Origin of the sequence: Komagataeibacter medellinensis NBRC 3288 (assembly GCF_000182745.2) — a bacterium.
GTDB classification, from domain to species: domain Bacteria; phylum Pseudomonadota; class Alphaproteobacteria; order Acetobacterales; family Acetobacteraceae; genus Komagataeibacter; species Komagataeibacter medellinensis.
Genome location: NC_016027.1, coordinates 2,339,586 through 2,354,052, shown reverse-complemented (window position 1 = coordinate 2,354,052; position 14,467 = coordinate 2,339,586). Strand labels below are relative to the sequence as shown.

The window sequence follows — 14,467 nt, the reverse complement described above, 5'->3', positions numbered from 1 at the left end:
TGCGCTTCGTGCGCCCCATGCGCTTTTCCTAACTGATTGTTTTCTTTGGGTGTATGGTGCCGGGTGAGGGATTTGAACCCCCGGCCTTCGGTTTACAAAACCGCTGCACTACCACTGTGCTAACCCGGCATGGCGGCGGGCCTGACCCGCCAGTTGCGGGTTGCCTGCTGCACCTGTTCCTTTTTGCCGAAATGCCCTGCATGGTCAAGCGGGGATTCCGTTCTTCAATGTGTTGCCATCTTGCCTGCCCAGACTGCGCGGATACGTGCGCGCTCGGCGGCACTCAACCCGTTGGGGCCAATGTTGGACGCACCTGCCTTGCTGGCGGCCGCACCCTGCCGGGCAGATACGCCATGCCCGTGCGCGCCATGCCGTCCCGGATGGCTGGCATGGGGGGCGATGCCTGCGGCCGGGTTGTCATTCACCTCCCGGATGGCGCTGGCGCACGATGAATTTTTGCCCACGCCCCCTTCAATGGTGGGCAGCAGACCTACGGGCGAGAACACGAAACCCGTCAGCACGGACGCCACGGCCCGACCGATGATTTCCGCCCCCGGCCTGACATTCGGACTCTTGAGCGGTCCAGTGATGTAAAGCGGGCCGGGAAAAGACGCGATGGCAAAATGTCGTGAATGGGTAAGCAGTTTATAGTCGATGGTATTGTTACTGAAGCGGATGTCCCCACTGCCCACGGTGCGGGTATCGCCCGTTTCCAGGAGCATGGTGCGGGTGTGGAACACGCCGTCCTGCAGGGGCATGTCGGCAATCAGGCATTTCAGGTCAGTCCGTGCGGGCAGGCCAAGTGCGGAAAGCAGCGCTTTACCCAGTTCCAGCCCCAGCAGGTCGGGCAGGATGGCCGAAATGTCGCCTCCGTCATCCAGCGCCATGGTAATGCCGCCATCGCCATTGCCCACGATCTGCGCCAGCGACTGGCCATGGCCATGCACCACGATATGCCCGCCAATGATCCCCTGCCCATGCAGGTTGTGGCCCATTGCCTGCATCAGACGGGCAAGGTCGATCTGCTCCATGTCGATACGGATGCGCGCATCCATGCCATTGCCCTGCGGCACAAAGGTGCCACTGCTGGCCAGCGTGCCCTTGCCCACGGCAAAATTGAGATGATGGACATCAATCGTGCCATCGCGGATATCCGCCAGCACATCAATGTTGTCGAGCGGGGTATGCCGGTTTTCGATATGGTCGCCATGATAGGCAAGATGGACATTGGTGGCCTTGAGGCGGGGCATGTTGATGGGTGTGGAGGGCAGCACCGCGCCGCTGGCCTGATGCACCTTTTCCTGCGCCGCCTGCTGGGTGGTGGAGGGATGCTCGCCCGGCGTCGCACCAAAGAAACCGCCAAGGTCCGCCAGGTCCACATGGCGTGAATGCAGGTTGGTATCCACGAATGTGACACTCTGGTGCGGGTCCACATCCAGCGTGCCGCCCAGGTCGCTGGAGCCGACCACGCCTTCAAAATTGCGAAAGCGCACCCGCCCGTCATGATAGTCCAGGCTGCCCGCCACATGGTAGGCAGGGGTCTGAGGGATCACTACGCCGGTCAGCGGATAAAGCAGCGACATGTCCGGCCCCGCCAGCGTCAGCCTGAGCCGGGTACCGGCAAAAGACAGCGGATCATCCACCGTGCCCACCAGTGTCAGGCGCGTGGGGCCGTGGCGCACGTCTACATCAACCGGGTAGGGCCTGGTCCTGTCAGCCAGCGAGACCAGCGCCCCGCCCGAGAAATGCCCGATGATGGCCTGCCCGGTATAGGTGCCGCGTACATCCGCCACGATCCGGGGTTGCACATCTCCCTGCCCCGGCGTGGTATGCACCTCGGCACGCATGTTGCTGCGCAGCCCGGCATGAACAAGATGAAGCTGGCCCGCATCAATATTAAGCTCGCCAATGCGTGGCATGGCGGTCGAACCACCGCCACCACTGGCGGGAAACTGATAGTTGGCGGTACCGTCACGCTTTTCGTTCAGTTCAACCACCGGTTTGTCCAGCGCAATGACCGGCAGGTCCAGCTTCCCGCCCAGCAGGGGCCACAGGCGGACCCCCACCATCAGATGGTCGGCGGTGGCAAAGGGCGGCAGGGTGGCGAAACCCTCGGGTTCGTCAATCTTCACCTCATCGGCCGTGATACGGATCACGCGGCCAACATGCACATGCAGGTGCGCAAGCGTTACCTTACGCCCCAGCGCCGCGCCGGCGCGGCGTTCCACCATGGGGATGAACCAGTCCCACGACCAGAATATGACCAGCGCCAGCACACCCACCACCAGCACACCCAGGAACGGAAAACGGATCTGCGCCAGTAAATTACGACGAGGCGGGCTATCAGGCTTTGCGGGCTGTGGCATGGGGCAGGCACTCCTTGTGCGGCGGAAAAACAGGTAACCAGACGAACGGATGGCCGCAAGCGGAGTTGCGGCAGGCTACCGGGCCACCAGCATGGCCAACCATGGTTAACGGCAGGTTTGGACTGGCGCCATGCGCGCGTGTCCTGTATGCGGTCAGGCAGATTCTCCTACCCTTCATGATAACCAGATTGCCGCGAGAGGTCACCGTCATGCCCGCCTATCGTTCCCGCACTACGACCCATGGCCGCAACATGGCCGGTGCGCGCAGCCTGTGGCGTGCAACCGGCATGCAGGATAGTGACTTCGGCAAGCCGATCATTGCCATCGCCAATTCCTTCACCCAGTTCGTGCCCGGCCATGTTCACCTCAAGGATCTGGGCCAGCTTGTAGCCGGTGCCGTGGCCGATGCGGGTGGTATCGGGCGTGAGTTCAATACCATTGCGGTTGATGACGGCATCGCCATGGGCCATGGCGGCATGCTGTACAGCCTGCCCTCACGCGAATTGATCGCGGATGCGGTGGAATACATGGTCAACGCACACTGCGCCGATGCGCTGGTGTGCATCAGCAACTGCGACAAGATCACGCCAGGTATGCTGATGGCGGCGATGCGACTCAATATCCCCACCATCTTCGTCTCCGGCGGGCCGATGGAAGCGGGCAAGATCATCAATAATGGCACCGAGCAGCAGGTTGACCTGATCACATCGATGGTGGCGGCGGCCAATTCCGATGTCAGCGATGAGCAGTCGGCCACCATCGAACGCTCGGCGTGCCCCACCTGCGGGTCGTGCTCGGGCATGTTCACCGCCAATTCCATGAACTGCCTGACCGAGGCGCTGGGCCTGGCCCTGCCGGGCAATGGCAGCCTTGTGGCCACTCATGCCGACCGCCGCGAACTGTTCATGCGCGCGGGGCGCGAGATCGTCGCCCTTGCCCGCCGCTGGTACGAGAACGACGATGCCACCGCCCTGCCGCGCGGCATCGCCACCAAGGCTGCGTTTGAAAACGCCATGTCGGTCGATATCGCCATGGGCGGGTCAACCAACACCGTGCTGCACCTTCTGGCAGCAGCGCACGAGGGCAAGGTGCATTTCACCATGTCCGACATCGACCGGCTTTCCCACAAGGTACCCAACCTGTGCAAGGTCTCGCCCTCGCGCATGGATATCCATATGGAGGACGTGCACCGCGCAGGCGGCATTCCCGCCATCATGGGAGAACTGGCGCGCATGGGCCTGCTGCATCAGGATGCACCCAGCGTACATGCCCCCAGCGTAAGCACTGCACTGACAAAATGGGATATCAGCGCCAGCACGGCGGATGAGGAGGCGCGCACCTTCTTCCGTGCTGCCCCCGGCGGGGTGCGGACCACGCAGGCATTCTCCCAGTCCAGCCGCTATAAGGCACTCGATACCGACCGGGCGCATGGCGCGATCCGGGATGCGGAACACGCTTACAGTCAGGATGGCGGGCTTGCAGTGCTGTTTGGCAACCTGGCGGAAGACGGCGCGATCGTGAAAACGGCCGGTGTGGCGGCAAACCTGCTGACCTTTACCGGGCCTGCGCGCATCTTTGAAAGCCAGGATGCCGCTGTTTCCGCTATCCTGAGCAACCAAATCGTGGCGGGTGACGTAGTGGTGATCCGCTACGAAGGCCCCAAGGGCGGCCCCGGCATGCAGGAAATGCTGTACCCGACCAGCTACCTCAAATCCAAGGGTCTGGCGGAAAAATGCGCACTGATTACCGATGGACGTTTCTCGGGCGGCAGTTCGGGGCTTTCCATTGGCCATATCTCGCCTGAAGCGGCGGAAGGCGGCATCATCGGGCTGCTGGAGGAAGGCGATACGATCGAGATCGATATTCCCAACCGCATCCTGCGCACGACCGTAAGCGATGCGGACCTTGCCGCCCGCCGCGATACGATGGAAGAACGTGGCGCGCGCGCCTGGCAGCCCGACCGCCAGCGTGAGGTCTCGGTTGCCCTTCAGGCCTACAGCGCCCTGACCACCAGCGCGGCCAGGGGTGCCGTGCGCGATGTCAGCCAACTAGGCCGCCGCACCAGCCGCTAACCAACCGTCACGACCCTGAGCCTGTAGCGCCCGGCAGGATCCGTTCCTGCCGGGTTTTTCGTGACAGTTTTTATGAAGTGCCAGAGGCTGCCTGAAAAGGCGATCAGACAACATCTTCCGATCATGAGGACGTTTCTGGCAAAAATTTTCCAGAAAGCATTGAAGAACGCTGCCTTGATAAAAAAAGGCAGCGCCTGAAATCTTTATTGTTTTCCCATCAATGCAGGCGGCAAAGACAGCCTTACCCGACGCTGACCCCGTCGCCCCTGCCCCATGCGCCGGAATGTAATCGTGACATGCTCCCGTAACGCCGCAAGGTCGGGCATGAGAACATTGTGCAGCGAACGCACACTCTCATGCGTGGCATAAAAGCGCAGCGATGTTGCAATGCCGGTAATGATGGCAGCGCCCACAAACACTCCATCGACTTCTATGATCTTTGAATCAAACATGGTTTCCTGACCTGAAGCGCCGGTTGTTCCAGCCTGCATGCCACCGTGCGGGCATGCAGACTGGCGGCGTCTTTCCCTGATTGGTATCCTGTGCCCGCAAACGCGATTGGATGCTGGGGGTTCCCGTACAAACAGATCCCCAAAAAACATTCCGCCTCAATAGTTTGACCCCAAGGGCACGGTGGACAGTAAGCGGATTATTGTGTCATTTGAATGACAGGGATATAATTTTACAGATTGATACACAATCATTACAGAACATATCTGTCATGACCTGGTACCCTACTGCTCTCATTACTTCATGATAGAGTATTGCACGTATCCCCACAGCCGGATGACTGGTTGGGGGTGACAGGACGCAACCTGTCATGACAAAAAAGGGGGCGGCCATCGTTCTGCATAGCCTCCCCCGTTTCCCCTCACGCCAACTGGTGCCTGCCTTTGCCCTGCTCCGATCCTGCCCCCCGTTCCCATGTCATGGTACTGGCCCTGCTGTGCCTGGCGGTACCCGGCCTGATGGCGGCCACGGCCCATGCGGCCGGCACGCCATCCTATCCCACGCCCCTGACCGATGCGCACAGCACCGCCCATGCATGGGGGATCGAAACCCGCATCGCCAGCACGACTCCCTGCCAGGTCGAAATGACCGTAAACCAGACCATCTTCATGGCGCATGTACCCGAGATGGTACAGGCGGGGTTACTAAATACGTTGGTAACCCCCGCATTGCAGAAGCAGGCCCCGCATTACCTGATGAACACGGTGCAGACGGATGTAACACCCGGCTTTGTTCATGCGCTGTTTACCCAGAACGGCGCCCCGGCGCGCTGCCACTTCGCCTGGTCCTATATCGCACCCGATGGCCTGCCCCATTCCATGCTTGGCTTTGACTTCACCCGCGCCGCACATGACCATATCAACTGGGATCACCTGCGTTTTGGCGATATGATTCCCACCGCACAGAACACGGTGGTGGACCCGCAATTCGATACCCTGGTCAATCAGGAAACCGTTGACGTGACCATCGCCCTGGCCCGCGACCATGCTCCGGGTGACCTGCCCCCACCCGGACAGGCAGCAGGTGCACGACCCTGATCAATGCCCGTGATGGACAAGGCTGAACACGAGATCGCCTAGCGCTGCCACCAGCAGCACAACGGTCACCACGCGCAGCGCGATACGCAGCAGGCGCTCGCGCCGCGTGGGGGGCAATTCGCGCCGACGCATGATAAAACGCGGGTCTGGACTGCCTGAATCGGGTTGTTCCACCATTGTCCTGCCCTGCGGGATGTTTCATGAATACGGCCGTTTTACCAGAACAGATGGATAACACCAGTCCATGCCCCCATCCCCCCTGACCCGTTGCCTGCGGCGTGCCGCCTTCGGCCTGCTGGCCCTGTTCGTCAGCCACGCCGCACGGGCGCAGGACTGTACGGCACTGGGCGCGGGTGGGCAGTTACCCGTTCTGGACAATCCCCGCATGGCGCAACAGACCCAGATCCTGTGCAGCAGCAGATTTGCGGTTCTGTATTCCGGTCTGGCGCGCGAACCACTATGGGCCGCGGAACATCTTGACGCCGCGATGATACGTGCCGCCATGTCCACCCCGCGCAAGGGCGAATTCCACCCCGATACCCGCATCCCGCCCGGATCTCGCGCCGAACTGGAGGATTATGTCCGCTCCGGCTACGACCGGGGGCACATGGTGCCTTCAGGCGACATGCCGGACCTACGGACACAGGAAGAAACCTTTGCCCTGTCCAACATCGTGCCCCAGCGCCCCGTGCTAAACCGGGAAAAATGGGCCATGATCGAATCGGGCCTGCGCCGCCTGGCCCTGAGTCAGGGTGAACTGTACGTGGTAAGCGGCCCCGCCTTCCATGCCGCCAGCCTGTCGGCCATAGGCACCGACCGGATACTGGTGCCAACATCTACATGGAAAGCCGTCTATGCGCCCGCCCGGCAGCAGACGGGGGTTTATGTATGCCATAATGTGGCCCGCAATCCCGGTTGCAGCCATGTCAGCGTAGCGGAGTTGACGCACATGACAGGAGTCGATCCCTTTCCTGCCCTTCCCGCGCGCATGAAACAGACCTGCATGACCCTGCCGTTTGGCCGCGCACACACCGCCACCAGCCATACGCGCCGCCGCCGTCGCACCACTACACGGCGACATGTATATTACCGCTGGTAAGATCACGCGCTGGCAACAGGAGAGACAACCATGACTGCCCATTCCACCAAATCCGGCCCTATTGCTACTGACCTTGTGCCTTTTGCCGATAACAGCACCAGCCGCACCATTGGCGGCATGACGGTGGAAAACGGCACCGACAGCATCGCCTTCTACGGTCAGGCCAACCTCAGCCGCGATAAGGCCGGGCTGGAACGCGCGCGCGCGCTGCTGGCGTTCATGCAGCAGGTGGTCGCTACGCTGGGCGCGCAGAAGGACCTGCCCGACAGCCTACCGCCACGCAAGGCCGCCAGGGTGGCCAATCCCTTCGCGTAAAAGAATGATCAAGATTGCCGGGTGCCACCTTTTTTCAGGAAGGTCGCATTCCCCTGAATCTTTTTGAGAAAAGCTACACCAAAAACGTCTTTCCGTTTTGGCGGATAAAAGGCCCAACGCAGAACGGGGCCGATCCATTGCTGGACCGACCCCGTTGCAAAACCCGTATCCCGTGGCATGCCACGGGAAAAGCAGGATCAGCGCTTGCTGAACTGGAAGGAACGACGGGCCTTGGCGCGGCCGTACTTCTTACGTTCAACAACACGCGAATCGCGCGTCAGGAAGCCAGCGGCCTTCAGAATGCTGCGCAGCGCAGGCTCGTAATGGGTCAGTGCACGGCTGATGCCGTGACGGACCGCACCGGCCTGACCGGACAGACCACCACCAACGACCGTGCAGTACACGTCGAACTGGTTGTAGCGGTCAGCCACCAGGAAGGGCTGCGTGATCAGCATACGCAGGACCGGACGGGCAAAGTAGGTGCCGACCGAACGGCCATTGACGATGATGTCGCCCTTGCCCGGCTTGATCCACACACGGGCCACGGCATCCTTACGACGGCCGGTGGCATAGGAACGGCCCTGCGCATCGCGCTTGGCTTCATAGACGGGTGCCGCTTCCTGCGAGGAAACAACCTGGCCGGAAGCAACAGCTTCCTTCAGGTCAGCCAGCGTGCCTGTGCGTTCTTGGGTTTCAGACATGTGGTTCAGCCCCCGACCTTCTGGGTGTTGACGGCATTCTTGCGGTTCAGCGACGCGACATCGAGCACCTGCGGCTTCTGGCCTTCATGCGGGTGTTCGCTGCCGGCATACACGTACAGGTGCTTCATCTGTGCACGCTGCAAGGGGCCGCGAGTGATCATGCGCTCGACCGCCTTGCGCACGACGTGGCCGGGGTTCTTGCCAGTCAAGCGCTGGGTGATCGTACGTTCCTTGATCCCACCGGGATAACCGGTGTGATAATGGAACAACTTCTGGTCCACCTTGTTGCCGGTCAGGCTGACCTTCTCGGCATTGATGATGACGATATTGTCGCCACAATCAACATGCGGGGTGAACTGGGGCTTGTGCTTGCCGCGCAGGCGCTGGGCAACGATGGCGGCCAGACGACCCAGAACGAGGCCCTCGGCGTCGATCAGGGTCCAGCCACGCGTCACCTCGGCGGGCTTCAGCGAAAGTGTGGTCTTCATGGATTCAGTGTTCCGTCCAGTAATGTAGCGGTAACAGGTGGCGCGTTATCATCCGTACGCCACACAAACGTCAAGCACATAATCCCGTATCGGCGGCATTTTTCCGCTAAAAAACCGTGTGTGGTATTATGATACCACCATCTTTCCCGCCCCATATCCCCCACGGGCGATTGCCGAGGGGGGCGCTAATGCGATAGCACTCGGTTCAAGGTTATTACGGATTCAAGGCTCGTGAAGAAATTCTATCCCGCCATTCCCCTGCTCATACTTGTTCTACTGGTTGGCAGTTGGGGGGTGCACCACTTCGCCCAGCGCAGGCTGGAGGCTGGCATTGCGGACTTCCGCGCCTCCCTCGGGCCGGACGCCACGTTCAGTTACGCCACGGCCCGCCCGCGCACGCTGGCGCGCGGCGCGCATTTTACCGCGGTGACCTACCACAACCCGACCATGACGCTGATCGCGGCCGACGTGCGGCTGGGTGGCCTGACCGGCAACAACGTGCAGGGCGAAAAGATCGGCAGCCTTGTCCTGCGTGACGTGAAAGTCATGACACAGGACAGCACGATTTCGCTCGACCAGGTGGCGCTGGGCAACCTTGTCATGCCCAACACCGCGCGCGTCACGGCGGAGACGGCCCGCCCGCTGGGCTTCGATTCGCTTGTGCTGGACACCGGCATCTTCACCAACCTGCACCTGACCATTCCCGCCAGCCAGATCGATATGACCATCGGGCGCATGGCGATCGGCCAGTACGGGGTGGGGCGCTCCTCGCATCTTGACCTGGAGAAACTGGCCACACAGATCAACCTGACCCCCTCGCGCCGCATCGCGGTCGAGCACCTGCAGATTGACGGGCCGGACTTCGCCAGCGAGGTCGCAAGTCTGATCCAGTCGGGCCATCTGATCCATGAGAGCCACCCCCAGACCATGGACCTCAGGAAGGTGGAGATCGCCAGCACCCACCCCATGCTCCAGATCGACCATGTGACCACATCGCGTTTCTCCACCGAAACAGAGGACAAGATGGACACGAACGTGACCAACCTCACGCTGTGGTCCACCGGCACGGACAACTCATCCATCCTCAATTCGTTCGGCTATGACCATTTTACCGGCAACATCCATGTCAACAGCATCAGCGACCGCAGCACGAGCCATGTGCACCTTGAACCGCTGACAGTGCAGGCCCCGGACATGGGCAATCTGTCCGTAGTGGCGGAACTGGACCAGATCCCGTTTGACGACATGGCCATCATTCCCGAGACCGCGCGCATCGTCTCCGCCGCCATGACATGGGAAGACCACTCCCTTGCTGGCAACATCGTGGCTGGCCTGGCCAAAAGCCGGAACATGGAAGTGGGTGCCTACCGTCAGAACCTGCTGACCATGCTGGCTACGTCCGATGATGCTTCCATGCGCGCCATGGGCCGGTTCCTGCAATCCCCGCAGGACCACCCGCTGCAGATCGCACTGCGCCCGATGAAGCCGGTTAACCTGATGATGCTGGGCGTTGCCCTGTCCATGGCGGGCGACCCATCGGTCGCGGCACCGCTGGGCCTGACCATCTCCACGCCCTGATGGGGGAAATCGGTGGCCCGGTGCATGTCATCGGGGCAACCGGCCGCACAGGGCTGGCCCTGTGCCGTAGCCTGGCTACGCGCGGGCACGCGGTCGTGCCCATCGTCCGCAACCTGCCACGGTGGCAGGTGAACGGCACAGGGTTGCGCGCACGGGTAGCCGACCTTGAACACGGGCAGGCCGCACTGCGTGCCGCACTGGCAGATGCCACATCCATTGTCCTGACGACCCACGCCCGCCACCTGCCCGCGCTGCTTGCGGCAGCCCCACCACGGGCACGGATCGTGGCGCTGGGTAGTACCCGCATCTTTACCCGCTGGCCCGATTCCCATGCACGCGGCGTGCAGGACGGGGCGCGGGCCTTCCTCCATTCAGGCCGGCATGGCGTCATCGTACATCCCAGCATGATCTACGGCGCACAGGGGGAGGACAATGTACAGCGCCTGGCGGCCCTGATACGCCGCCTGCCGGTGCTGCCGTTGCCCGGTGGCGGGCAGGCACGTATCCAGCCCATCTGGCAGGGCGACGTGACCGCTGCCCTCATCGCGGCGTTGGAGCGGGAATGGGACGGGCCGCACAGCCTTGTCATTGCTGGCAGGGAACAGGTGGCCTACCGGGATTTTACCCGTGCCGTGGCCATTGCGGCCGGGATACGCCCGCGCCCGGTCGTGCCCGTACCGGGTTCGGTGCTGATGCTGCTGGCACGGCTGCCCGTTCCGGGATTGCCACGCATAAGACCCGCCGAGGTACGACGGTTGATGGAAGACAAGATATTTGACATTGCCCCCATGCAGGCACAACTTGGCCTGATGCCAACGCCACTGGCCACTGGGCTTGCGCGCACATTTACAACCAGATGATTTTTTGGGGAAGTGTGGGTTGGGGCGAACGACGGGGATCGAACCCGCGACAACCGGTACCACAAACCGGCGCTCTACCGACTGAGCTACGTCCGCCACAACTGCGCTGCTATATAGAAAAGCAGCGCAGGCGCGTCAATTACCCTTTTTGGGTTTCAACGATTTTTCCCACATGGAGCCGTTCACGCACCGCCTGCAGGCGTGTGACCGCTGCGGCGATTACTCCGGGCTGCTTGCAAAAGGCAAAGCGAACATAACAGTCTGGTATGGTCACCCCCCTGCTGTCATAGAAGGCGGATACGGGAATGGCAGCGACCCCGGCATGCGCCGTCATCTGCTCGCAAAACGCCACATCGCCACCCGTAAAGCCAAGCGGGGTGATATCGGCAATGATGAAGTAGCTGCCATCGCACGGCAGGACGCCAAACCCGGCCTGGCGCAGGCCATCACCCAACTGCTGACAGCGCGCGCGCATGCCTTCGGCCAGTTCGGTGAAATAGGCGGTATCCTTCTCCAGCCCTACCGCCACGGCGCGCTGCAGGTTGGGCGCCACGGTAAAAGTCAGCAACTGGTGGGCCTTGGCCACCAGGTCGGCCAGCGGGGCGGGTGCCGTGACATAGCCCACCTTCCATCCGGTCATGGAAAAGCTCTTGCCCGCGCTGCCAATGCGAATCGTGCGCCCGCGCATGCCCGGCAACGCCATGAGCGGCAGGTGCCGGGCGGGGGAAAAGGTCAGGTGTTCGTACACCTCATCACACACCGCATAGGCATCGTACTGTGCGAGCAGGCTGGCGATGAAGGCCAGTTCAGCGGCTGTGAACACCTTGCCGGTGGGGTTCATGGGGGTGTTGAGCAGGATCGCCTTGGTACGCGGGCCAAAGGCCGCAGCCAGTTCCGCGCGCGGCAGGTCCCACCGGGGCGGTGCCAGGCGCACCGTGCGCACAGTGGCCCCCAGCATTTCCAGCACTGGCAGGTAGGTGTCGTATAGCGGCTCGAACACCACCACCTCGTCACCGCGGTTGACCAGCACCATGAGCGAGGCGGTGATGGCCTCGGTCGCGCCACAGGTCACCACCACTTCACGCGCGGGATCGACCTCGATCCCGTAAAACCGGGCGTTGGAACGCGCAACCGCCGTACGCAGTTCAGGCAGGCCGGCCAGGGGCGGATACTGGTTGCGACCGTCACGCAATGCGCCGGCCGCTGCCTCCACCATGTCGGCCGGGCCTTCGGTATCGGGAAAGCCCTGACCCAGGTTGATGGCGTCATGCCGGGCCGCCAGGGCGGACATGACGGAAAAAATGGTTGTCGGCAGGCCCGAAAGCATCGTGTTTGCGGGTTTCATCGTGTCATCCTGTCCAAAACGCCAGCAGTGGCCGGTGCGCGCACCTGTTTTTTTGCCTTATCATCCGATTGCCTGAAACCGAAAGCCATGCAACCCTGCCCGGGCCAGACAGACGGCAACGTACGGACCCGCGCCACCAGACGGAAGACAGATACAGCAGCATGAAAAAGATCGAGGCCATCATCAAGCCCTTCAAGCTCGACGAGGTGAAGGATGCCCTGCATGAAATCGGTCTGATGGGCATAACCGTGATCGAGGCCAAGGGCTTCGGGCGGCAGAAAGGCCATACCGAACTGTATCGTGGCGCCGAATACATCATCGACTTCCTGCCAAAGGTGAAACTGGAAATCGTGTGCCCGGACGACATGACCGAACGCGCGATAGAAGCGATCATGGGCGCAGCCCGCACCGGCCGCATCGGGGATGGCAAGATATTCGTCACCCCGGTAACCGATGTCATTCGCATCCGTACCGGAGAACGGGGAGACGATGCCGTCTGAAACGCCATGAGAACATGGGTCCCATGGCGGCAGGACTATCGACAGCAGCCTTACGTTTTCGTAACCATAGCCACCGCGCCGCATGGAACGGCACACCTAAAGTCAGGACAGGTAATTTAAATATGGCAAAAAAAGCACAGGCCCCGGCCGCGGCCTCCACGCCGTCACATTCCACCAAGGCCATCGCCAAAGTCTTTGAGATGATCAAGGAAAACGCGGTGGAAATGGTTGACCTGCGTTTCACCGATCCGCGTGGCAAATGGCACCACACCACCCAGTACGTCACCACGATCGAAGATGATACCTTCCGTGAAGGCTTCATGTTTGACGGTTCCTCCATCGCCGGATGGAAAGCCATCAACGAAAGCGACATGATCCTGCTGCCTGACCCGACCACCGCGGTTATGGACCCGTTCTCCGCCAAGCCGCAGCTTATCCTGATCTGTGACATCATCGAGCCGTCCACCGGGCAGTTCTACAACCGTGACCCGCGTGCGACCGCCAAGCTGGCCGAGCAGTACCTGCAGTCCACGGGCCTGGGTGATACCGCTTTCTTCGGCCCCGAAGCCGAATTCTTCATCTTTGACAGCGTACGCTTCGGCACCGGTCCGAACTTTGGCAAGTACGAACTGGAAAGCATCGAAGGCCCCGGTGCTTCGCTCAAGGACTACCCCGAAGGCAACATGGGCCACCGCCCGACCGTAAAGGGTGGCTACTTCCCCGTGGCCCCGGTTGACAGCGAAGGCGACCTGCGCGCCGAAATGCTGACCACGATGGGCGAGATGGGCCTGCCGATCGAAAAGCACCACCATGAAGTGGCGCAGTCGCAGCACGAACTGGGCACCAAGTTCGACACGCTGGTCCGCTCCGCCGATTTCATGCAGATCTACAAGTACTGCGTGCATAACGTCGCTCATTCCTACGGCAAGACGGCAACCTTCATGCCGAAGCCGATCTATGGCGATAACGGTTCGGGCATGCATGTGCACCAGTCCATCTGGCGCGACGGCAAGCCCACATTCGGCGGCAATGGCTATGCCGACCTGTCGGATGAGGCGCTGTACTACATCGGCGGCATCATCAAGCATGCCAAGGCGCTGAACGCCTTCACCAACCCGTCCACCAATTCCTACAAGCGCCTGATCCCGGGCTTTGAAGCACCCGTTCTGCTGGCTTACTCCGCCCGCAACCGCTCTGCTTCGTGCCGCATCCCTTACGCCACCAGCCCGAAGGCCAAGCGCGTCGAGGTCCGCTTCCCCGATCCGACCGCGAACCCCTACCTGGCGTTCTCCGCCATGCTCATGGCCGGCCTGGACGGGATCAAGAACAAGATCCACCCCGGCGACGCGATGGACAAGGACCTGTACGACCTGCCCCCCGAAGAGCTGAAGCAGATCCCGACCGTTGCGGGCTCCCTGCGTGAAGCGCTGACGGCACTGGAAGCCGACCACGAGTTCCTGCTCGCCGGTAACGTGTTCACCAAGGACCAGATCGAGAGCTATTGCGAAATCAAGTGGCAGGAAGTGTTCAAGTTCGAACACACCCCCCACCCGGCCGAGTTCGAGATGTACTACTCCGTCTGATCTCGCTCTTCCC

The 14,467-nt window shown here is 61.6% G+C and carries 14 protein-coding genes and 2 tRNA genes; 8 read left to right on the top strand and 8 right to left on the bottom strand.

Annotated elements, in window-relative coordinates:
- Window positions 1-54 precede the first annotated feature (54 nt).
- A tRNA-Thr gene (locus tag GLX_RS11010) sits at window positions 55-129 on the bottom strand.
- A 95-nt stretch (window positions 130-224) separates the two neighbouring features.
- Window positions 225-2,366 (bottom strand): AsmA family protein, encoded by a 2,142-nt coding sequence (locus GLX_RS11005; protein WP_014106044.1) that lies wholly within the window; start codon window positions 2,364-2,366, stop codon window positions 225-227.
- 209 nt (window positions 2,367-2,575) lie between these two features.
- Here GLX_RS11005 and ilvD point away from each other — a divergent pair, with 209 nt between their 5' ends.
- Window positions 2,576-4,438, top strand: a complete 1,863-nt coding sequence (gene ilvD / locus GLX_RS11000) for a dihydroxy-acid dehydratase (RefSeq protein ID WP_014106043.1) — start codon at window positions 2,576-2,578, stop codon at window positions 4,436-4,438.
- Window positions 4,439-4,641: 203 nt separating this feature from the next.
- On the opposite strand, the gene GLX_RS10995 is transcribed toward ilvD, so the two are convergent.
- Entirely contained in the window at window positions 4,642-4,890 is a 249-nt protein-coding gene (locus GLX_RS10995) for a hypothetical protein (RefSeq protein WP_050856167.1), read from the bottom strand.
- 441 nt (window positions 4,891-5,331) lie between these two features.
- On the opposite strand from GLX_RS10995, the gene GLX_RS10990 reads away from it, so the two are divergent.
- Window positions 5,332-5,985 carry a hypothetical protein gene (locus GLX_RS10990; protein WP_231850332.1) on the top strand — a complete coding sequence of 218 codons (654 nt, stop codon included), beginning with the start codon at window positions 5,332-5,334 and terminating at the stop codon, window positions 5,983-5,985.
- Here the strand turns inward: GLX_RS10990 and GLX_RS18635 are convergent, their stop codons facing one another.
- Window positions 5,986-6,162, bottom strand: a complete 177-nt coding sequence (locus GLX_RS18635; RefSeq protein WP_014106040.1) for a hypothetical protein — start codon at window positions 6,160-6,162, stop codon at window positions 5,986-5,988.
- 67 nt (window positions 6,163-6,229) lie between these two features.
- On the opposite strand from GLX_RS18635, the gene GLX_RS10985 reads away from it, so the two are divergent.
- Entirely contained in the window at window positions 6,230-7,084 is an 855-nt protein-coding gene (locus GLX_RS10985) for a DNA/RNA non-specific endonuclease (protein ID WP_014106039.1), read from the top strand.
- A gap of 30 nt (window positions 7,085-7,114) precedes the next feature.
- A complete protein-coding gene (locus tag GLX_RS10980; protein WP_014106038.1) occupies window positions 7,115-7,399 on the top strand; it encodes a hypothetical protein in 285 nt (94 codons plus the stop codon).
- Window positions 7,400-7,596: 197 nt separating this feature from the next.
- Here GLX_RS10980 and rpsI read toward each other — a convergent pair whose 3' ends face one another.
- Complete coding sequence (gene rpsI, locus GLX_RS10975; RefSeq protein ID WP_014106037.1) at window positions 7,597-8,100, bottom strand: 30S ribosomal protein S9; 504 nt, start codon at window positions 8,098-8,100, stop codon at window positions 7,597-7,599.
- A gap of 5 nt (window positions 8,101-8,105) precedes the next feature.
- Complete coding sequence (rplM, locus tag GLX_RS10970; RefSeq protein ID WP_014106036.1) at window positions 8,106-8,588, bottom strand: 50S ribosomal protein L13; 483 nt, start codon at window positions 8,586-8,588, stop codon at window positions 8,106-8,108.
- Window positions 8,589-8,819: 231 nt separating this feature from the next.
- Here rplM and GLX_RS10965 point away from each other — a divergent pair, with 231 nt between their 5' ends.
- Together GLX_RS10965 and GLX_RS10960 are read left to right on the top strand one after the other, a co-directional pair.
- Window positions 8,820-10,166 carry a hypothetical protein gene (locus GLX_RS10965; RefSeq protein ID WP_014106035.1) on the top strand — a complete coding sequence of 449 codons (1,347 nt, stop codon included), beginning with the start codon at window positions 8,820-8,822 and terminating at the stop codon, window positions 10,164-10,166.
- Window positions 10,166-11,026, top strand: a complete 861-nt coding sequence (locus tag GLX_RS10960; protein WP_014106034.1) for an SDR family oxidoreductase — start codon at window positions 10,166-10,168, stop codon at window positions 11,024-11,026. Before GLX_RS10965 ends, GLX_RS10960 begins: the two co-directional genes overlap by 1 nt.
- Window positions 11,027-11,046: 20 nt before the next feature.
- Here the strand turns inward: GLX_RS10960 and GLX_RS10955 are convergent.
- A tRNA-His gene (locus GLX_RS10955) sits at window positions 11,047-11,122 on the bottom strand.
- Between the two features lie 43 nt (window positions 11,123-11,165).
- Window positions 11,166-12,371: an aminotransferase gene (locus GLX_RS10950; RefSeq protein WP_014106033.1), complete on the bottom strand. Its 1,206-nt coding sequence runs from the start codon at window positions 12,369-12,371 to the stop codon at window positions 11,166-11,168.
- A gap of 161 nt (window positions 12,372-12,532) precedes the next feature.
- Between GLX_RS10950 and GLX_RS10945 the strand changes: the two genes are divergently transcribed.
- Window positions 12,533-12,871 (top strand): P-II family nitrogen regulator, encoded by a 339-nt coding sequence (locus GLX_RS10945; protein ID WP_014106032.1) that lies wholly within the window; start codon window positions 12,533-12,535, stop codon window positions 12,869-12,871.
- Between the two features lie 122 nt (window positions 12,872-12,993).
- On the top strand, window positions 12,994-14,454 hold the full coding sequence (gene glnA, locus GLX_RS10940; RefSeq protein WP_014106031.1) for a type I glutamate--ammonia ligase: 1,461 nt from the start codon (window positions 12,994-12,996) through the stop codon (window positions 14,452-14,454).
- Window positions 14,455-14,467: the final 13 nt, after the last annotated feature.

Bases quoted from the DNA above. Each gene is read 5' to 3' on its own strand.
- GLX_RS11005 (WP_014106044.1), bottom strand. From the start codon at position 2,366: ATGCCACAGCCCGCAAAGCCTGATAGCCCGCCTCGTCGTAATTTACTG.
- ilvD (WP_014106043.1), top strand. From the start codon at position 2,576: ATGCCCGCCTATCGTTCCCGCACTACGACCCATGGCCGCAACATGGCC.
- GLX_RS10995 (WP_050856167.1), bottom strand. From the start codon at position 4,890: ATGTTTGATTCAAAGATCATAGAAGTCGATGGAGTGTTTGTGGGCGCT.
- GLX_RS18635 (WP_014106040.1), bottom strand. From the start codon at position 6,162: ATGGTGGAACAACCCGATTCAGGCAGTCCAGACCCGCGTTTTATCATG.
- GLX_RS10985 (WP_014106039.1), top strand. From the start codon at position 6,230: ATGCCCCCATCCCCCCTGACCCGTTGCCTGCGGCGTGCCGCCTTCGGC.
- GLX_RS10980 (WP_014106038.1), top strand. From the start codon at position 7,115: ATGACTGCCCATTCCACCAAATCCGGCCCTATTGCTACTGACCTTGTG.
- rpsI (WP_014106037.1), bottom strand. From the start codon at position 8,100: ATGTCTGAAACCCAAGAACGCACAGGCACGCTGGCTGACCTGAAGGAA.
- rplM (WP_014106036.1), bottom strand. From the start codon at position 8,588: ATGAAGACCACACTTTCGCTGAAGCCCGCCGAGGTGACGCGTGGCTGG.
- GLX_RS10960 (WP_014106034.1), top strand. From the start codon at position 10,166: ATGGGGGAAATCGGTGGCCCGGTGCATGTCATCGGGGCAACCGGCCGC.
- GLX_RS10950 (WP_014106033.1), bottom strand. From the start codon at position 12,371: ATGAAACCCGCAAACACGATGCTTTCGGGCCTGCCGACAACCATTTTT.
- GLX_RS10945 (WP_014106032.1), top strand. From the start codon at position 12,533: ATGAAAAAGATCGAGGCCATCATCAAGCCCTTCAAGCTCGACGAGGTG.
- glnA (WP_014106031.1), top strand. From the start codon at position 12,994: ATGGCAAAAAAAGCACAGGCCCCGGCCGCGGCCTCCACGCCGTCACAT.